Annotated in this window: 15 protein-coding genes and 4 tRNA genes; 8 read left to right on the plus strand and 11 right to left on the minus strand. The window is 70.8% G+C overall.

Features of this window, described 5'->3' with window-relative positions; translation table 11 throughout:
• Positions 1-31: 31 nt before the first annotated feature.
• The 3 genes from OG206_RS15545 to OG206_RS15555 all read left to right on the plus strand — a co-directional run bounded on the left by OG206_RS15545 (position 32) and on the right by OG206_RS15555 (position 317).
• Positions 32-104 (plus strand) — tRNA-Glu (locus OG206_RS15545).
• 39 nt (positions 105-143) lie between these two features.
• A tRNA-Asp gene (locus OG206_RS15550) sits at positions 144-218 on the plus strand.
• 22 nt (positions 219-240) lie between these two features.
• Positions 241-317: transfer RNA gene (locus OG206_RS15555), tRNA-Phe, on the plus strand.
• Positions 318-365: 48 nt separating this feature from the next.
• Here OG206_RS15555 and OG206_RS15560 read toward each other — a convergent pair.
• Together OG206_RS15560 and OG206_RS15565 are read right to left on the minus strand one after the other, a co-directional pair.
• Complete coding sequence (locus OG206_RS15560) at positions 366-1,193, minus strand: cytochrome c biogenesis CcdA family protein (RefSeq protein WP_327116413.1); 828 nt, start codon at positions 1,191-1,193, stop codon at positions 366-368.
• On the minus strand, positions 1,190-1,963 hold the full coding sequence (locus OG206_RS15565) for a DsbA family protein (protein WP_327116415.1): 774 nt from the start codon (positions 1,961-1,963) through the stop codon (positions 1,190-1,192). The genes OG206_RS15560 and OG206_RS15565 overlap by 4 nt, the downstream gene beginning before the upstream one ends.
• Positions 1,964-2,323: 360 nt before the next feature.
• On the opposite strand from OG206_RS15565, the gene hrpA reads away from it, so the two are divergent.
• The 3 genes from hrpA to OG206_RS15580 all read left to right on the plus strand — a co-directional run bounded on the left by hrpA (position 2,324) and on the right by OG206_RS15580 (position 6,951).
• On the plus strand, positions 2,324-6,271 hold the full coding sequence (gene hrpA, locus OG206_RS15570; RefSeq protein WP_327116417.1) for an ATP-dependent RNA helicase HrpA: 3,948 nt from the start codon (positions 2,324-2,326) through the stop codon (positions 6,269-6,271).
• A 116-nt stretch (positions 6,272-6,387) separates the two neighbouring features.
• Positions 6,388-6,462 (plus strand) — tRNA-Asp (locus OG206_RS15575).
• A 141-nt stretch (positions 6,463-6,603) separates the two neighbouring features.
• On the plus strand, positions 6,604-6,951 hold the full coding sequence (locus OG206_RS15580) for a DUF6274 family protein (RefSeq protein ID WP_327116419.1): 348 nt from the start codon (positions 6,604-6,606) through the stop codon (positions 6,949-6,951).
• A 528-nt stretch (positions 6,952-7,479) separates the two neighbouring features.
• Here OG206_RS15580 and bldC read toward each other — a convergent pair.
• Together bldC and OG206_RS15590 are read right to left on the minus strand one after the other, a co-directional pair.
• A complete protein-coding gene (gene bldC / locus OG206_RS15585; protein ID WP_003949541.1) occupies positions 7,480-7,686 on the minus strand; it encodes a developmental transcriptional regulator BldC in 207 nt (68 codons plus the stop codon).
• Positions 7,687-8,347: 661 nt separating this feature from the next.
• A complete protein-coding gene (locus OG206_RS15590; RefSeq protein ID WP_327116421.1) occupies positions 8,348-9,193 on the minus strand; it encodes a hypothetical protein in 846 nt (281 codons plus the stop codon).
• Between the two features lie 177 nt (positions 9,194-9,370).
• Between OG206_RS15590 and OG206_RS15595 the strand changes: the two genes are divergently transcribed.
• Positions 9,371-10,462, plus strand: a complete 1,092-nt coding sequence (locus OG206_RS15595; protein ID WP_327116423.1) for a Leu/Phe/Val dehydrogenase — start codon at positions 9,371-9,373, stop codon at positions 10,460-10,462.
• A 345-nt stretch (positions 10,463-10,807) separates the two neighbouring features.
• Entirely contained in the window at positions 10,808-11,065 is a 258-nt protein-coding gene (locus OG206_RS15600; protein ID WP_073750911.1) for a DUF3073 domain-containing protein, read from the plus strand.
• A gap of 153 nt (positions 11,066-11,218) precedes the next feature.
• Here the strand turns inward: OG206_RS15600 and purM are convergent, their stop codons facing one another.
• The 7 genes from purM to OG206_RS15635 form a co-directional block, all read right to left on the minus strand.
• Entirely contained in the window at positions 11,219-12,292 is a 1,074-nt protein-coding gene (gene purM, locus OG206_RS15605; protein ID WP_327116427.1) for a phosphoribosylformylglycinamidine cyclo-ligase, read from the minus strand.
• Between the two features lie 60 nt (positions 12,293-12,352).
• A complete protein-coding gene (gene purF, locus OG206_RS15610) occupies positions 12,353-13,879 on the minus strand; it encodes an amidophosphoribosyltransferase (RefSeq protein ID WP_327116429.1) in 1,527 nt (508 codons plus the stop codon).
• 652 nt (positions 13,880-14,531) lie between these two features.
• Positions 14,532-15,383 (minus strand): META domain-containing protein, encoded by an 852-nt coding sequence (locus OG206_RS15615; protein WP_327116431.1) that lies wholly within the window; start codon positions 15,381-15,383, stop codon positions 14,532-14,534.
• A gap of 31 nt (positions 15,384-15,414) precedes the next feature.
• Positions 15,415-16,215 carry a maleylpyruvate isomerase family mycothiol-dependent enzyme gene (locus OG206_RS15620; protein WP_327116433.1) on the minus strand — a complete coding sequence of 267 codons (801 nt, stop codon included), beginning with the start codon at positions 16,213-16,215 and terminating at the stop codon, positions 15,415-15,417.
• Between the two features lie 52 nt (positions 16,216-16,267).
• Positions 16,268-17,524 carry a hypothetical protein gene (locus tag OG206_RS15625; protein ID WP_327116435.1) on the minus strand — a complete coding sequence of 419 codons (1,257 nt, stop codon included), beginning with the start codon at positions 17,522-17,524 and terminating at the stop codon, positions 16,268-16,270.
• Positions 17,525-17,566: 42 nt separating this feature from the next.
• On the minus strand, positions 17,567-18,394 hold the full coding sequence (locus OG206_RS15630; RefSeq protein ID WP_327116437.1) for a M23 family metallopeptidase: 828 nt from the start codon (positions 18,392-18,394) through the stop codon (positions 17,567-17,569).
• Between the two features lie 74 nt (positions 18,395-18,468).
• Positions 18,469-18,993, minus strand: a complete 525-nt coding sequence (locus OG206_RS15635) for an ArsR/SmtB family transcription factor (protein WP_327116439.1) — start codon at positions 18,991-18,993, stop codon at positions 18,469-18,471.
• Positions 18,994-19,046 lie beyond the last annotated feature (53 nt).

The raw sequence follows: 19,046 nt of genomic DNA on the forward strand, positions 1-19,046 counted from the left end.
ACGCGCTGGAAAGCGCGCAGGTGGGCCCTTAGCCCTCATCGTCTAGTGGCCCAGGACGCCGCCCTTTCAAGGCGGTAGCACGGGTTCGAATCCCGTTGGGGGCACGCTTTACCGTGTGCGAGACTTGTCTCGCACACTAGCTTGGTCCTGTGGAGCAGTTTGGAGTGCTCGCCACCCTGTCAAGGTGGAGGCCGCGGGTTCAAATCCCGTCAGGACCGCTGCAGCCCGTATGAGCTGCGTGGCTGGGTAGCTCAGTTGGTACGAGCGATCGCCTGAAAAGCGATAGGTCGCCGGTTCGATCCCGGCCCCAGCCACCACCCGAAGGCCCCGTCCCCGGACGGGGCCTTCGTCGTGTCCGCGCCCCTTCACCCGTCACGGCGCCGGCGGACGGCGTGCACGACCGGCACCAGCAGAGCCACGCCCACCACCACGCTCAGAGCCACAGCGTCCGGCACGCTCGCGCCGACGCGCTGCACCCACTGCTCGACGGCGAACGAAGCGTCGACGTCCAGGAGTCCGGGCAGCGCGGTCGTTCCGTCGTAGACCAGGAAGAGGACGCCGAGTCCGACGAAGAGGAGACCGGACAGCAGCGAGTTGCTGTGCACTCCGAGGCGGCCGAGGCGCAGGGTCCGGCCGCGCAGCCAGGCCCTGTGGCCCAGTTCGAAGCGTTCCCAGAGGAGTGCGAGCACGAACAGCGGTACGGCCATACCCAGGGCGTAGACCGCGAGGAGGAGCCCGCCGTAGACGGGGCTGCCGCCGACGGCCGCCACCGTGAGGACACCGCCGAGGATCGGGCCCGCGCAGAAGCCGGCCAGTCCGTAGACCGCGCCCAGGGCGTAGACGGAGAGTGCCGTCGTGGGCCGGATCCGGCCACTGAGTGCGGCGATCCGGCGGGAGGCGAAGCCCAGACCCGCGATCTGGGCGAGGCCGAGCCCGATGATCAGCCAGCCCGCACCGAGGACGAGCGCGTCACGGTGCCCGTGAAACAGCCGCCCGGCGTACGAGCCCGCCGCGCCGAGCGGGACGAGGGTGGTGGCGAGACCGGCGTAGAAGATCCCCGTGCGTGCCAGCAGCCGTGAGGCGGAGTCGACGGTGTAGGCGAAGAAGGCGGGGAGCAGCAGGGCGCTGCACGGACTGACCAGGGTGAGCAGTCCGCCGAGCAGAGCCGCGAAGTAGCCGATGCCGGGCGTCACTTCGCGGGATCCCCGGCGCCGTTGCCCGCGTTCCCGACGTTCGCGGCCTCCGCCGCCGCTTCCTCGACGGCCTGGGTGAAGACGGCCGTCGGCTGTGCGCCCGCGAGAGGACGGCCGTTGACGAGGAAGGACGGTGTGGAGGTGGCGCCGATCCCGTAGGCCTGCTCCCGGTCCACGCGGACCGCCTCCGCGGCCTGCGGGCTGTCGGCGTCGCGTGCGAACCGGTCGAGGTCCTTGACGCCCGCCTGCCCCGCGAGAACCCTGAGCCGGGCCTTGCCGAAGCCCTTCTCCTTGGCGTCCTCGGCGTAGGCGGCCCGGTGGAAGGCCCAGAAGCGGTCCTGCCGCCCGGCGGCCCAGGCCGCGCGGGCCGCCGCCTCGGACGCCTCGCCGAAGATCGGGAAGTTGCGCCACTCGATCCGCAGGGTGCCGTCGTCGACGTACCTCCTGATCAGTTCGGGCTCGGTGTCCCGGGCGAACTTGCCGCAGTAGCCGCACTGGAAGTCGGCGTACTCGATGAGGACGACCGGGGCGTCGGTGCGGCCCTGGGCCAGCTTGTCGCCCGCGTCTCGGCGGGCGAGCTCCGCCAGCTCGCGTCGGACGTCGGGGTCCGTGCCCTCGGTCGTGCGGACGGCCGGGGCGTCCGACGCGGCACCGTCGGGGGCGGTGGCCAGGTAGGAGACGAGGCCGAGCAGTCCGGCGGCGAGCGCGACGGCGAGGCCGAAGAGCAGCGGCTTCAGGAGGGTCGACGAGGTGCGCGGGGGCGTGGGCATGCGGCACTCCGGGCTGGTGCGGGGGTGTCTGCTGGGTGGGGGGGACGGCCCGCCTACACCCTCGGCTCGGAGGGTTCGGCGGGTGCGGCTATCCCCCGGCGCCGAAGGACCCCGGCGGCGGTGGCCGGCGTGCGGACCGACCGCGGCCGGGAGGCGCGCACGGCCGCCGGGCTGCGCCACTGCGAAGGGGACACGGAACCGCCTCGGACGGGGAACGGTTGATCAGCTGCCCGAAATGGTACGGCCTGTGACCGCGCCTGACCGCTCGGTCACCGATGTGACGCATCCCCGCCCGCGTGACAGGCCCGGTGCGAAATGGGTTCGCCACTCCTCACGCCCGGGTGCGATCCTGGGACCCGTATGTCTACTTCCTTCGCCGATCTCCAGTCCCAGCTCGGACAGCTCTCGCTCCGCGACGCGAACCGGCTCGGCCGGCGCCTCGAAGGAGCGCGCCGCATCCGCAAGCCCGAGGCCCGACAGTCCGTGCTGGACGAGATCGCGGCCGAAGCGGGCAAAGCGGCCGGGCGCCTCGCCACGCGCGCGGCCCGGCTGCCCGCCCTGTCCTACCCCGACGAGCTCCCGGTCAGCCAGAAGAAGGACGAGATCCTGGAGGCGATACGCGACCACCAGGTCGTGATCGTCGCCGGTGAGACCGGGTCCGGCAAGACCACGCAGATCCCCAAGATCTGCATGGAGCTGGGCCGCGGTGTCCGGGGGATGATCGGGCACACCCAGCCCCGCCGGATCGCCGCCCGCACCGTCGCCGAGCGGGTCGCGGACGAGCTGAAGACCCCGCTCGGCGAGACCGTCGGCTGGAAGGTCCGCTTCACCGACCAGGTGAACCCGGAGTCGACGTATCTGAAGCTGATGACGGACGGCATCCTGCTCGCCGAGATCCAGACGGACCGCGAGCTGCTGGCCTACGACACGATCATCATCGACGAGGCCCACGAGCGGTCCCTGAACATCGACTTCCTGCTCGGCTACCTGGCCCGGCTGCTGCCGAAGCGCCCGGACCTGAAGGTCGTCATCACCTCGGCGACCATCGACCCCGAACGCTTCGCACGCCACTTCGGCGAGGCACCGATCGTCGAGGTCAGCGGCCGTACCTATCCGGTGGAGGTGCGCTACCGGCCCCTTCTCGAGGAGGAGGGCGACGACTCCGACCGCGACCAGATCACCGCGATCTGCGACGCCGTGGACGAGCTGGGCCACGAGGCCCCCGGCGACGTCCTGGTCTTCCTCTCCGGCGAACGCGAGATCCGGGACACCGCGGACGCCCTGAACAAACGCAACCTCAGACACACCGAGGTACTCCCCCTCTACGCGCGCCTGTCGCACGCCGAGCAGCACCGCGTGTTCCAGCGCCACACGGGACGCAGGATCGTTCTGGCGACGAACGTCGCCGAGACCTCGCTGACCGTCCCCGGCATCAAGTACGTGATCGACCCGGGCAACGCCCGCATCTCCCGCTACAGCCACCGCACCAAGGTCCAGCGGCTGCCGATCGAACGGATCTCCCAGGCCAGCGCCAACCAGCGCAAGGGCCGGTGCGGCCGTACGTCGGACGGCATCTGCATCCGGCTGTACTCCGAGGACGACTTCGTCACCCGGCCGGAGTTCACCGACCCGGAGATCCTGCGGACCAACCTGGCCTCCGTCATCCTCCAGATGACCGCGGCCGGCCTCGGCGACATCGAGAAGTTCCCCTTCATCGACCCGCCGGACCACCGCAACATCCGCGACGGTGTGCAGCTGCTCCAGGAGCTGGGGGCCCTCGAACAGGGGGAGACGTCCCCCCAGGAGGGGAAGCGGGGGCAGCGGCTCACCCCGCTCGGCCGCAAGCTCTCCCAGCTGCCCGTCGACCCGCGCCTGGCCCGCATGGTCATCGAGGCCGACAAGAACGGCTGCGCCCGCGAGGTCATGGTCATCGCCGCCGCGCTGTCCATCCAGGACCCGCGCGAGCGGCCCGCGGAGAAGCAGACCCAGGCCGACCAGAACCACGCCCGGTTCAAGGACGAGACGTCCGACTTCCTGGCGTACCTGAACCTCTGGCGCTACGTCCGCGAGCAGCAGAAGGAGCGCGGCTCCTCCTCGTTCCGGAGGATGTGCAAGCAGGAGTACCTGAACTTCCTGCGCATCCGGGAGTGGCAGGACATCTACGCGCAGCTGCGCACGGTGGCCAAGCAGATGGGCATCAGCGTCGAGGAGCCCAAGGCCGACGAGGGCGTCCCGGAGCAGGCGGTGCACACCTCGCTGCTGGCCGGCCTCCTGTCGCACATCGGGCTGAAGGACACCGAGAAGAACGAGTACGTGGGCGCCCGCAACGCCAAGTTCGCGATCTTCCCGGGTTCGGCGCTGTTCAAGAAGCAGCCCCGCTTCGTGATGTCGGCCGAGCTGGTCGAGACGTCCCGGCTGTGGGCGCGCGTCAACGCGAAGGTCGAGCCGGAGTGGATCGAGCCCCTCGCCCAGCACCTGCTGAAGCGCACCTACAGCGAGCCGCACTGGGAGAAGGACCAGGCGGCGGTCATGGCGTACGAGCGGGTCACGCTCTACGGCGTGCCGATCGTCGCCCAGCGCAAGATCAATTTCGGCCGTATCGACCAGGAGGCGTCCCGCGACCTGTTCATCCGGAACGCCCTGGTCGAGGGTGACTGGCGCACCCACCACCAGTTCTTCCATGACAATCGCAAACTGCTCGGCGAGGTCGAGGAGTTGGAGCACCGGGCCCGGCGCCGCGACATCCTCGTGGACGACGAGACGCTCTTCGACTTCTACGACCGGCGGATTCCCGAGCACATCGTCTCGGGTGCCCACTTCGACTCCTGGTGGAAGCACAAGCGCCGCGACGAGCCCGACGCGCTCGACTTCGAGCGCTCGATGCTCATCAACGAGAAGGCCGGCGCCGTCACCAAGGACGACTACCCGGACTCCTGGCGGCAGGGGAAGCTCAAGTTCCGGGTGACCTACCAGTTCGAGCCCGGCGCGGACGCCGACGGTGTGACCGTCCACGTCCCGCTCCAGGTCCTCAACCAGGTCACCTCCGAGGGCTTCGACTGGCAGATCCCCGGCCTGCGCGAGGAGGTCGTCACCGAGCTGATCCGCTCACTGCCCAAGCCCATCCGCCGGCACTACGTCCCCGCGCCGAACTACGCGGACAAGTTCCTCGACCGGGCCGTCCCGCTGCAGGAACCGCTGCCGCTCACGCTCGCCCGTGAGCTCCAGCGCATGGTCGGCGTGCCGGTCACGGCCGACGACTTCGACCTGTCCCGGATTCCGGACCACCTCAAGATCACCTTCCGGATCACCGACGAACGGCGCCGCAAGGTCGCCGAGGACAAGGACCTGGAGGCGCTGAAGATCCGTCTGCGCCCCAAGGCGCGACAGGCACTCTCCGAGGCCGCCGCGGCCACGGCGGGGCCCTCGGGCGAGTCCATCGAACGGGCGGGCCTCACCGACTGGACCATCGGCACCCTGAACCGCGTGTTCGAGACCCGCCGCGCCGGGCAGCCGGTGAAGGCGTACCCGGCGCTCGTCGACCAGGGCGCGACCGTGGCCGTACGGCTCTTCGACACGGAGGCCGAACAGCAGCAGGCGATGTGGCGCGGCACCCGCAGGCTGATCCTGCTGAACATCCCGGTGAATCCTGCCAAGTTCGCCTCGGACAAGCTCACCAACCAGCAGAAGCTGGCGCTGTCCCGCAATCCCCACGGCTCCGTCCAGGCGTTGTTCGACGACTGCGCGACGGCGGCGGCCGACCGGCTGATCGCCGCGCACGGCGGACCGGCCTGGGACGAGGCGTCGTTCCGGAAGCTGTACGACAAGGTGCGCGCCGACATCGTGGACCTCACCGTCCGCACGGTCGGCCAGGTGCAGCAGATCCTGGCGGCCTGGCAGGCCTGCGAGCGCAGGCTCAAGGCGACGAACAGCCTGGTCCTGATCAACAACGTCACCGACGTGCGGGACCACCTGGCCCGTCTCGTGCCGGCCGGGTTCGTCACCGCCACGGGGCTGCGCAGACTGCCCGACCTGATGCGCTATCTGGTCGCCGAGGACCGCCGGCTGCAGCAGATGCCGTCGAACGCCCAGCGCGACACGACGCGCATGGAGAAGGTCCACGAGATGCAGGACGAGTACGCCTGGCTCCTCGAACAGCTACCGCAGGGACGGCCCGTGCCCCAGGAGGTCCTGGACATCCGCTGGATGATCGAGGAGCTGCGGGTGAGCTACTTCGCGCACGCCCTCGGCACCGCGCAGCCCGTCTCGGACAAGAGGATCGTGAAGGCGATCGACGCGGCGGCGCCGTGAGGGCACCCGCCGCCGGGCCGTGACGGTCCCCGCACGGTGGGTGAGTTCGACCTGGCCCGCCGACCTCCTGTAGAGTCTCGTTTCGCAGCAGGCCGCAAGGCAAGCAGCGAAAACGAGGTCCTGTGGAGCAGTTTGGAGTGCTCGCCACCCTGTCAAGGTGGAGGCCGCGGGTTCAAATCCCGTCAGGACCGCAGTAGACGAAAGCCCGGATCCCCTGGATCCGGGCTTTCGTGCGTCTTGACTACGGCCCCCGGCGCGGGTACCCCCGTAGAACGGAGTCCGCCCCGGTTCACCCGGCAGGGGGCGGCGGGGTCCACCGGGAGGTCGCGCGCATGTCCGCGTCCACGGGAAGGCACGAGACCCGCGCGCTGCTGCGCGCCCATCTGGCGGCGGCGTCCGGCTACCGCCACCTCACCCGGCACTGCCCGATCTGCCATCGGCTGCTGCGACTCGCCATGGAGCCCCTGACGGCCCCACAGGAGCCTTGCAGGCCCGCCGAATCGGGCACCGCGACGCGACCCCCGGCAGGCCCGGAGAGCGCCACCGACGGCCGCGGGGGCGACACACGGGGCGAGGCCGGCCCGCACCACCCCCCGACAGAAGGCGACACCCCCTCCGAAGACCCTCCTCCGGGCCGCCGCGAGACCCCTCCCGGTGACCGACGTGCAGCCGGGGCGTGACCTGCCGGCCGCCGCGGACGCCGCTCCCGGAGCAGCGGGCCCGCACTCGGCGGCACGGAGAGGGGTGTGACGCGAGTCACTGAACCAGTTTTTCGGAAGGGGCACCTTACGCACTTCCTACAACTGGCGAATTTAATATGTGCAATTGCACTACCCGTGAAGTACATCCCGGACCGTTCCGCACGAGCTGCCCCACGACGTCCGGGACCCGGGCGAACAGTCCCGAACAGTCCCGCCCACAGTCACACGCCAAGCCCCGCAAACCGACCCGTCGGCCGGTTCGGAGGGCCGGCGCGGCCGCTCGGACGGTCACGCCCCCACGGGCGCCCCCGCGCGACGCGCGCGTTCCCCCGGAAAACGAAGATCGCGCTGGACCCGGCGGAGTCCAGCGCGATCGAACGACGCACCCGCATGTCACAGGTATGGCGCCCGTTGGGGCGGGCGCCCGTCGTGTGGAGCTATGAGTGGGATTACCGTGGGTTGGGGGACCCTCGGGAGCCCTGTTATGGCTGCGGCGACAGGGGTGTGTCAGGCCTCGCTGCGCTGCTGCGGGATACCCGCAAGCAGTGCGCGGACCTCTGCCTCGCGGTACCGGCGATGTCCACCGAGCGTGCGGATGGACGTGAGTTTGCCAGCCTTTGCCCAACGGGTGACCGTCTTCGGGTCCACGCGGAACATCGTGGCGACCTCAGCCGGGGTCAGCAGCGGCTCGGCATCAGGGGTGCGAGCGGTCATGAGCGGCCTCCTCGGGAGAACCGAACCATCTCGGTTCTTTCCTCTAAATTCTGCACCTTGACCCACGTTGCCCGAAATGGCGGACGCGGGCCGAGTCGGTTATAGGACGAACGGCTTGTCCTCGGCACTACAACTACACCATCCGTCCAGCCACGTCGGCCAAACCGATGGAATTGCCCTCCCAGGTGTTCATCAGCGACGGAAGCCGATGGACCATGCCATAGCGGACAGTCACGCCCCAGTAACGATCAGTCACAGGTCAACCAGGAGTCGCCAGAAGTCGTCAGACCCCCCATAGCGTGCAATGCGAAGCATGACGCCCATAGTTGGGCGAACGGAGCCCTCCCCGGACTCCTTGTCCTATTTTGGCATGAGGAGTAGGGAAGGGCGCAAGGGCCCCGTTAGTGCTGTCCGTCACGCTTGAGGCAAAGGCCCGGTTCAGGACGTAGGTCCCGAGGCCGGGACCAGCACATCTTCGCCTCGCCTGTCGCACGCGTCACATCAGGCACACGGCTGAGTGTCCCTCGGGTCCTGTCACGACATCCCGCCCACCTCCGCCGGCATCCCCGGTGCCCACGGATGTCGGACACCTCACAGGATGTCTCTTCCCTGCCCCGAACACCTCTATGCGGCGTTGCGTTCCAATTCACACTACTTCGGGCTAGTTGGAGGACTGCAGGTCGCGCACCGCCCGCCAGCGGTCGGCGAGACGCCCGTACGCGACACCCGCGGCATCGCTGTCGCCCGCGCGCAGAGCCGCGATGCCCTCGGCCACGTCCGCGGCCGACCGGTCACCCGCGAGCTGCTCGCCGGAGAGCGCGTGCACGAGGCCGCCGTAGTCGAGCTCGACCAGACCGCGCGGATGGAACTCCTCCAGCCAGCGCCCGACATCCACGAGCCCCTCGGTCAGCGGCCCTTCGTCGACCGTCTCCCGCAGCGTCCGCAGCGCCCTCGCCAGCCGTCGGCGCGCCTGCACCATCGGAGTGCGGTACCGCAGGGAGGGCCGCCCCCCGTCGGCGCCGGCCGCGACGTACTCGCGCTCCTCGTCGTCGAACAGCACGAACCAGCGCACCGGCACGTGCCACACCGTGGTCCGGATCCAGGGACGGGCGTCCGGGTTCCGCTCCGACCACCGCTCGTAGTCCGCCGCCGCCTGGCCCCGCACCACGGGGGGCAGCACAGCGTCCAGCACAGTGGCCGGAAACAGACCCCCCAGCTCACCGAGCGCCATCCAGCCCCGCATCCGGGTGCGCCACGGGCACACGCACACCACCCCGTCGAGTTCCGCCACGAAGGCGTCCCCGCTCTCGTGCACCGGCACCGGCACCGGCGGGGTGGGAACCAAGTCCGCCAGCGAGCGGCGCAGTTCGTCCTGCGCCGTGGGCAGGACCGACCGCTGCGCATAACGGGCCCAGTGACCTCTCTCGGGCTCCCGGAAAGCGGCGAGCGGCTCGTACACCCGCAGATAGGACGCGTATGGGACGAGCACCGAAGACACCACCGACATGCGGTAAATCGTGTCACGCCGGTACTCCACCAGGGGGTGATCCCGCGTACCCGCACGGATCCGCGTGTCCCGAGGACTTACGCTCTTGCCCAGTCGGACCGGCCGCTGCCGGTCCGACCGGGACCCTCCCCACCTTCAGGAGGGTCTTCCGCCGCTTCGTACTTGGGAGTCACCACAGTGACCGATGTGACCGGCGTACCTGTCGACGTGCTGCGCACCCTGTTCCACTCGGATCAGGGCGGCCACGAGCAAGTCGTCATCTGCCAGGACCGTGCCACCGGCCTCAAGGCCGTCATCGCCCTCCACTCCACCGCCCTGGGCCCCGCCCTCGGCGGCACCCGCTTCTACCCGTACGCCTCCGAGGGGGAGGCCGTCGCGGACGCGCTGAACCTGTCGCGCGGCATGTCGTACAAGAACGCCATGGCCGGCCTCGACCACGGCGGCGGCAAGGCCGTGATCATCGGTGACCCGGAGCAGATCAAGTCCGAGGAACTGCTCCTGGCCTACGGCCGGTTCGTGGCCTCCCTCGGCGGCCGCTACGTGACCGCGTGCGACGTCGGCACGTACGTCGCCGACATGGACGTCGTCGCCCGGGAGTGCCGCTGGACCACCGGCCGCTCGCCCGAGAACGGCGGCGCGGGCGATTCCTCCGTCCTCACCGCGTTCGGCGTCTTCCAGGGCATGCGGGCCTCCGCCCAGCATCTCTGGGGCGACCCCACGCTGCGCGGTCGCAAGGTCGGTGTCGCCGGCGTCGGCAAGGTGGGCCGTCACCTGGTCGAGCACCTGCTGAGCGACGGCGCCGAGGTCGTCGTGACCGACGTGCGCGAGGAGTCCGTACGCCGGATCACCGACCTGCACCCCGAGGTCACGGTGGCCGCGGACACGGACGCGCTGATCCGCACCGAGGGCCTCGACATCTACGCGCCGTGCGCACTCGGCGGCGCGCTGAACGACGCGAGCGTCCCCGTCCTCACCGCGAAGATCGTCTGCGGAGCGGCCAACAACCAGCTGGCGCACCCGGGCATCGAGAAGGACCTGGCCGACCGTTCGGTTCTGTACGCACCGGACTACGTCGTGAACGCCGGTGGCGTCATCCAGGTCGCCGATGAACTCCACGGTTTCGACTTCGACCGGTGCAGGGCGAAGGCCGCGAAGATCTTCGATACGACGCTGGCCATATTCGCACGTGCGAAGGCTGACGGTATCCCGCCGGCCGCTGCGGCCGACCGCATCGCCGAGCAGCGGATGGCCGAGGCCCGTCGCCGCTGACCCGTGACACAGCGTCGGCCCCCGTCTCCGGAGGACATCGAGGGTCCGCCCGGCGGAGGCCGCGCAGGGGTGCCGGAGCGGCCGGCCCGCCCTGGGAGAGACAAGACTCACTCAGGTCGGCGGGTCGGCCGTCCGCAAGAGGTTAAAATCGGTCGTGACCAGCGAGGAAGGGCTCCTCGGCGGTCCTGCGCGAAGGCACGTGATGCGGGCGGCGTACCGTATGGCCGAGGAAGCAGGTACCGTTAAAGCCACGGGCGCGGTCTCTCAGCCGAGAGTCCGTCCCGAAACATGAACGCGTGTCAAGACTCTGGGGCCGTCGAGCCCCGTCACCGAGGGGGTCGAGCCATGGGGCGCGGCCGGGCAAAGGCCAAGCAGACCAAGGTCGCCCGCCAGCTGAAGTACAGCAGCGGCGGGACGGACCTGTCGCGTCTGGCCAATGAGCTGGGCGCATCGCCTTCGAGTCAGCCACCGAACGCAGAGCCGTTCGAGGACGACGACGAGGAAGATGACCCGTACGCACAGTACGCGGATCTGTACAACGACGACGAGGACGCGGACGAGGACGAACAGTCCGGTCCGTCGTCACAGCGCCGCGGCGCTTGACCTCGCTCTGACACATCAACCCGGTCCGGGTCCGCCCGGACCGGGTTCTGTGCTGTCCGGGCCCGGAACGGCCGCGCTCGCGTCGTGGAGCACCGCGCGTGTGCGGCCCGCCGCCGGTCCGGCCCGTGGGCCGGGACCGGCGGACACGACGTCCTACCGTGCGTAGCTTCCGGTCAGCTCGGCGCCCGTGGCACGGTCGCCGCGCTCGGTGATCTCACCGGCGACCCAGGAGTCCACACCCCGGTCGGCCAGCGTCGTCAGCGCCGCGTCCACCGAGTCGGCCGGCACGATCGCGATCATGCCGACGCCCATGTTGAGCGTCTTCTCGAGCTCCAGCTGCTCGACCTTCCCGGCCTTGCCGACGAGATCGAACACGGCACCCGGAGTCCACGTGCCACGGTCGACGGTGGCGTGGAGCGCGTCCGGGATCACCCGGGCCAGGTTGTTGGCCAGCCCGCCGCCGGTGACGTGGCTGAAGCCGTGCACCTCGGTCGTACGGGTCAGTGCCAGGCAGTCCAGGGAGTAGATCCTGGTGGGCTCCAGGAGCTCCTCACCGAGCGTCCTGCCGAACTCCTCGACCTGGCGGTCCAGGGACCATCCGGCGCGGTCGAAGACCACGTGGCGCACGAGCGAGTACCCGTTGGAGTGAAGACCGGAGGACGCCATCGCGATCACGGCGTCACCCTCACGGATACGGTCCGGACCGAGCAGGCGATCCGCCTCGACCACGCCCGTGCCCGCCCCGGCCACGTCGAAGTCGTCGGGACCGAGAAGCCCGGGGTGCTCGGCCGTCTCGCCGCCCACCAGGGCGCAGCCCGCAAGGACGCAGCCCTCGGCGATGCCCTTGACGATCGCCGCGACACGCTCGGGATGCACCTTGCCGACACAGATGTAGTCGGTCATGAAGAGCGGCTCGGCCCCGCACACGACCAGGTCGTCGACGACCATGCCGACGAGGTCGTGGCCGATGGTGTCGTACACGCCCATCTGACGGGCCAGGTCCACCTTGGTGCCGACGCCGTCGGTCGCCGAGGCCAGCAGCGGGCGCTCGTAGCGCTTGAGCGCCGAGGCGTCGAAGAGACCGGCGAACCCGCCGAGGCCGCCGAGACCCTCGACCTCGGGGCGCTTCGTCTTCTTCACCCACTCCTTCATCAGCTCGACGGCGCGGTCACCGGCTTCGATGTCGACGCCCGCCGCGGCGTAGGAAGCACCTGTTGTCTCAGACATGGCCCGGGATCTTTCGTGTGGGAGTACGGGGCTGGTGGGGAAGCGGCCGGTCGGTCCGGATCACGGACGACGCAGCGCGTCGGCAGCCGCGGTCGCGGCGGGGCCGGCGGCCAGCTCGGTCTCCAGCAGCTGCTTGCCGAGCAGCTCCGGGTCCGGGAGCTCCATCGGGTATTCGCCGTCGAAGCAGGCGCGGCACAGATTCGGCTTGGCGATCGTCGTCGCCTCGACCATCGCGTCGAGCGAGATGTACGAGAGCGAGTCCGCACCCATGGAGGTGGCGATCTCGTCGACGGTCATGCCGTTCGCGATCAGCTCGGCCCGCGTGGCGAAGTCGATCCCGAAGAAGCAGGGCCACTTGACCGGCGGGGACGAGATCCGGATGTGGATCTCGGCGGCACCGGCCTCACGGAGCATCCGCACCAGGGCGCGCTGGGTGTTGCCGCGGACGATCGAGTCGTCGACGACCACCAGGCGCTTGCCCTTGATGACTTCCTTGAGCGGATTCAGCTTGAGGCGGATGCCCAGCTGGCGGATGGTCTGCGACGGCTGGATGAAGGTCCGGCCGACGTAGGCGTTCTTGACGAGGCCGGCCCCGAACGGAATTCCGCTCGCCTCGGCGTAACCGATGGCCGCGGGGGTTCCCGATTCCGGCGTCGCTATGACCAGATCGGCCTCGACAGGGGCTTCCGCCGCCAGCTTCCGGCCCATCTCCACACGGGACAGATAGACGTTGCGCCCGGCGATGTCGGTGTCGGGGCGGGCGAGATAGACGTACTCGAAGACGCAGCCCTTGGGCTTCGCTTCTGCGAAGCGCGAGGTGCGCAGGCCGTTCTCGTCGATGGCGACGAGCTCACCCGGCTCGATCTCGCGGACGTAGCTCGCACCGCAGATGTCGAGGGCGGCGGACTCGGAGGCCACCACCCAGCCGCGCTCGAGCCGGCCGAGGACCAGCGGGCGGATGCCCTGCGGGTCACGGGCCGCATAGAGGGTGTGCTCGTCCATGAAGACGAGCGAGAAGGCGCCCTTCACCCCGGGAAGCACCTTGGTGGCGGCTTCCTCGATGGTGAGCGGCTTGTCGTCGGCGTCTCTCTGCCCGGCGAGCAGCGCGGTCACCAGATCGGTGTCGTTGGTCGCCGCGACCTGGGTGGCACGGCCGTCCTTACGGGGAAGGTCGGCGACCATCTCGGCGAGCTGGGCCGTGTTGACCAGATTGCCGTTGTGACCCAGGGCGATCGAGCCGTGCGCGGTCGCACGGAACGTCGGCTGCGCGTTCTCCCACACCGAGGCACCGGTGGTGGAGTAGCGGGCATGACCGACCGCGATATGGCCCTGGAGCGATCCCAGAGACGTTTCGTCGAAGACCTGCGAGACCAGTCCCATGTCCTTGAAGACCAGGATCTGGGACCCGTTGCTCACTGCGATGCCCGCGGACTCCTGTCCACGGTGCTGCAGGGCATACAGTCCGAAATAGGTGAGCTTGGCGACCTCTTCGCCGGGAGCCCAGACACCGAAGACGCCGCAAGCGTCCTGGGGTCCTTTCTCGCCGGGGAGCAGGTCGTGGTTGAGTCGTCCATCACCACGAGGCACGCCACCGAGTGTAGGCGAGATCGACCACCGGTCCGAATTGGGTGAACGCCCGACAGCGGCCCCCGGAGTGCCGCGGGCGAGCCCGCTCGGCCCCCCGGCCGACGGCCCGGGGTGAGTCCGATTGATCACTGCCCGTGATCATGGTCGGTCGCGCACCGGGGGCCGGACATGGGTGCCGGGCGCCCGTGGACCGGGATGGACGCCGGTTACCGACGGGTCGGTCCTGTCGGCCGTCCGGCCCCGCCGACGGCTCCCTCGTGGCGCTCGGTGAGCCGAGCGGTGGAGCGGGCGGAGCCGATCCGCACGCTCGTTTCGTGGCGAGCCTCACACCGGGCGGTCGCTGCCGGAGCCCCCCAAGCCCGGACGAACGACTCACCGGACAGCCGGGACGCCACCTCCGCGCCGGTGCCGACGGCCACTTGAAGCGCCCCCGCCCCCGCAGGGCGAGACCACCGTCGACGGGCCCATGCCCCATTGGCAGGCTCCTGCCCCATGCAGCCCCTCGGTGATCGTTCGGTCACGCTCGTGGAGCGCCGCCACGTCGACCTCGCTTCGCGCCCTCCGGCCGCCCGTGCCCCGGTCCGCGCGCACGCGGACTCCGGCCCGCTCCCGTATCCGACGGGTTCCTGAGGCTTCGTGACGGTCCCGGCGGTCAGTGCCCGGCCGCCGGGGCGGTCGCGTCGAATCCCTCGCCGCCCTTCGCCGTGAGCGACAGGGTGCGGTGCGCGATCGTGTACGTCGTCTCCCCCTTCATGGCGCCGAGCAGGGCGCGCTCCAGTTCCATCGGGGCGCCCGGGCACATCTTCCGGGTCGAGGCCGACGGGCCGAAGGTGATCGTGGAGCCGGAGACGACCGCCTTGCCGTGGAAGGAGTTGCAGCCGAGGTTCCCCTCCACGGTGCCGTCCTTGCCGAAGGTGAGCCGCGCCTTGTCCTCCGTGCCGTCGGGCAGGGAGGTGGCGACGCTGCCGGTGCGCAGGCCGCTCACCTTCCACCCGGTTCCGGTGAGCGGGGCCGGGGGCTCGGAGTGCAGGGCGATGGAGTCGCCCTGAGCGGTGGTCAGGGTCAGGGTCCTGGCGTCGCCCCGCCCGGCGACCGCCGCCTCGAGCGTGCCGCGGAAGGCCCGGCCCATCGCGTCCTCGAACGCCTGGACGTCGTCCGCGCACGCCATCTCGGTGGTGGTGCCCTCTCCGACCGTGACCGCGGAGCCGTCGACACGGACGTCCGCCGTGAACCGGTTGCAGCCGAGACTGCCGGTGGCCTTCCCCTCGGGGCCGATCTCGACGTGGGCTCCCGCGGGCGCGGTGGTCTTCTTCCCGCCGACGGTCAGGGAGGACACGTTCCAGTGGACACCGGTGACGGCTGGTTCGGTGCGTACGGTGCCGCTGCCGTCCCCGGAATCCCCGGATCCCGCTCCGGAGCCCGACTCCGTACCGCAGGCGGCGAGGGTGAAGGTGGTCACGAGGGCAAGGACGCTGACAGGCATACGTTGTGTGCGCATGGACATGGGACGGAACGGCCTGTCGATCCGGTTCCGTTCAGCCCATCAGCGGGAGCAGCGGGGCGAGATCCGCCCGCTCACCACTGGCGCTGACCTGCGCCTCCTCCAGCGCCTCCGCCCACTCCGTGCGGCCCGTGGCCAGCCGGAGCCAGGTGAGCGGATCCGTCTCGACGACGTTGGGCGGGGTGCCCCGGGTGTGCTTGGGGCCGCCGATGCACTGGACGACGGCGAAGGGCGGGACCCGCACCTCGACCGAGCCGCCGGGGGCCTTGTCCGCGAGCGCGTCGGCGAGCAGCCGGGTGCAGGCGGCTAGTGCCTGGCGGTCGTAGGGGATGGCGACGCCCGTCGCCCGGTGGAGATCGTCGCTGTGGACGACGAGTTCGACGGTACGGGTGACGAGGAAGTCGCCGAGCCGCATCGTGCCCGCCCGGGTCGTCACGAGCCGCTCCCCCGGGACCCCGGCGACGAGCCGGGCGAACCTCTCGGCCGTCTCCTCGTAGAGCGCGGCGAGACCGGGCCGTGCCGCGGCCAGGGCCCTGGCGTCGCCCGCGATGTCCTCGGCCCGGCCCGCCGTGGAGAGGGGCCACTCCAGCAGGGTGAGCTGCGGTGCGGCACCGGGCGGCTCCGGCAGCTCCAGCTCACGGCTGATCCGCTCCAGCACCGTGGTCACGTGCGCCGCGAGGTCCCGTACGGTCCACTCCCCCAGCCCGGACGGACCGGACAACTGCTCGGGCGTCAGGGCACGGACGGCGGCCTGTACGTGGGCGAACTGTGCCAGGACCGCCGTGCGGGTCCGGCTGAGGTCGTAGGTGCGCGGGCGCTTCTTGGCCGGGGGCATAGGGGCGAGACTAACCGGCGCCTGTGACAGGGGGGCTCCTCCGCGCGGAAGGTCAGGCCCCGGCGAAGTCCGAGGCCGCGGGGAAGGTGACACCGGTGCAGCCCCGGCGCGCGGTGGCGTCCTCGACGTAGGCCCGGAACAAGGGCTCCAGCCGGTCCCGGACGATGTCGTCGTACGGGAAGGACACCTGCATGAGGTGCAGGGCGGGCCTGCCGCCGCAGACCGAGGAGGCCCACAGGACGCCGTCGGCCGATCCCGCCGAAGAGGGAACCACCGGGGTCCGGCCCAGGCCTGCCCGCAGCCCCCTGGTGCCGTCGCCCACCAGGGTGTCCATCTGCATCCACAGCGGGCGCAGGGCCAGCACCCTGTCGAGGTCCCTGCCGTCCGGATGGCTCTTCTCGTAGGCCGGCCAGATCCTCGCGGTCCCCTCCGGGCTCATCGCGAGCAGGCAGGAGTCATGGGCACTCGCCCTCCCGGCCGGTGCGGCGAGCGCCCGGTCGGGCAGCGCGCCCCGCCCGTGGGCGGCGCTGTGCCGTCCGTACCAGGCGCAGGTACCGCCCGCTTCGGCAGCGGGGACGAGAGCGGTCCTCGGCTCGGGGAACGCCATGGGTACGGCGGGGAGTTCGGTGCGGCATCCCTTCTCCGCCGCGGCCCGCTGCGCCGCCTGGCGCGCCAGGGCGGTGAGGTCGCGGCGGTCCCCGGACGTGACGGGGCCGTCGTACAGGGCCGTGGCCTCGGCCCTGACGGAGGAGATCCCGCCCCCGTCCGCGCAGAGGGCCCTGACCGTCACCGTGCCGGCGTCGTACTCCCCCAGCCCGCCGTCGCCCAGCGGGTGCGGCAGCGCGTACTGCGCGGCGGCCGTGACGTCGTCCCTGTTCCGGGCGGTGAAGTAGTCGAAGGGTTCGTGCTCGGGATCCACTTGGTGCTCGTCGGCGTTGGGGTTGGCCGGGTACAGCGTGAGGTCGAGCGAGACGTGCCCGTAGGTCGTCCCCGGATCGCCCACCCGGTAGACGACGCACCCGCTGTCACTCCGCGCGGTGCTGATGTGGTGGCGGTCGGAGAGCTTCACCCGGCTGACGCCTCCCTTCAGCCCGAGCACCAGGTCGGGGTCGACGAGACCGCCGCACCCCTCCGCTATGCGCTCACGGCTCTCGGCCCGGTCGCGGAGGTCGAGCACCTCGCTGACGAGCGCCCATACGCTGAGGCCGATCCCCGCCACCGCGACCAGCACGAACGCCGTGTTCAGTGCTCCTCGCAGACGACCCCGTCCCGCTGGGCCGTCCGCTTCGGCGCGCGTGCCGTCGTCCATCATCGACCCCCGTCGGTTCGGCCTCGTGTGGCGCCCCGCAAGTTACCAGTCGCTGCCGACAGCCTCCTCGACCACGAAGGCCTCTCCGCTGGGAGGAACACCGACGCCCCGCCAGGTGAACGGGATCCCCCGTGCGACGTCGAGGTCGGGGTGGTCCGTCAGCTGGAAGTGCACATGGGGTTCGGTGGAGTTGCCCGAGTTCCCGCAGCGGGCGATCGGCTGTCCCTCGCGCACGGTGTCGCCCGACTCCACCTGGAGCGAACCGCGGCGCAGATGGGCGTACACGGCGTACACGCCCTCGCCGAGGTCGAGCACGACGTGGTTCCCGAAGATCCCGCGGGCGCCCGACATGTCGCGCAGCGACGCCTCCACCAGCATCAGATACGCCAGGGCCGGGCCCGAGTTCCGGCTGAGGTGGTCGCGCCGGCCCCCGCTCGCGTGCACGACGGTGGCGTCCGCGACCGCGAGGACCGGGGCGTCGAAGGCCGGGAAGTCGCTGTTCGGCCGGGCCACCGGCCACAGCCACCGGAATGCCGGCCGTCCGCCCGTGGCGGGTTCCGCGACGATGTCGATCGCGTGGGACTGGCCGTAGCCGTGGGTGCCGTGGCTGGGGACCTTGTCCGCCGGGCTGTTGAGCGCCGTCCAGCGCCCCGTCACCGGCGGCGCGATCTCCACGGCGGACCGGCCGTTCGCCGGGTCCTCACGGCCCCGGCGCCCCACCAGCAGCCCGATGACGACCGCCAGCGCGGCGGGCACGAAGGCCAGGCCGTAGGGGACCACCGGTTCGGCGAGCACGCTCACCAGCACCAGGGCGACGAAGACGATCCAGCAGCAGCGGTAGACGATCATCGCGGCTTTGCGTACGGGCATGTGGTCCCCCTCGGTCTCGTCCTGCGGATGTCACGCGGTCCCGTGCCGACGCCTTGCGGCCCCCGGTCAGCGGATCATGGCCGGGCTGCCGTGAGGACCACCAGCAGCGGCACGACCCGGGCGCCCGGCACCTCGTAGCGCCCCCGCCCCGTCGTGTGCAGCCAGCCGGCGGCGGTGAGCATCCGCAGGTGGTGGTAGACCTGCCCGGTCGTGCCCGTCTGGTCGAGCCCGGCCAGCTCGGCGGCGGTGCGCCGGCCCGCGAGGATCTCGCGGAGCAGCCGTAGCCGTACGGGATGGCCGAGGGCGGCGAGCGGTTCGGCGGCCTCCGTCCAGTCGGGCCGGTCCTCGTCGGTGCCCAGGAGGCCTGCGGTGAGCGCGCCGTACTGCCATTCGTAACGCTCACCGGCGGGCAGCCGGACGGCGCCGGTGAACAGCACCCCGCCGTCGGCGGCGGCGTCCCCGACCAGGCCGAGCTGGTCCTTCAGACCGTCCAACGCCCAGAAGTCGCCGTCGCCCAGTTCCGGCCTGCCGCCGCCCGCCGCCGACTCCAGCACCGCGAGCCGGCGCTCCAGTTCGGCGACGCGTTCCTCAAGCTCCACAGAACACAACCTTACGTAATTACGTAACATCCATCAACGGTTTCCGTGAGAAC

Source organism: Streptomyces sp. NBC_01341, assembly GCF_035946055.1.
Taxonomy (GTDB): Bacteria; Actinomycetota; Actinomycetes; order Streptomycetales; family Streptomycetaceae; genus Streptomyces.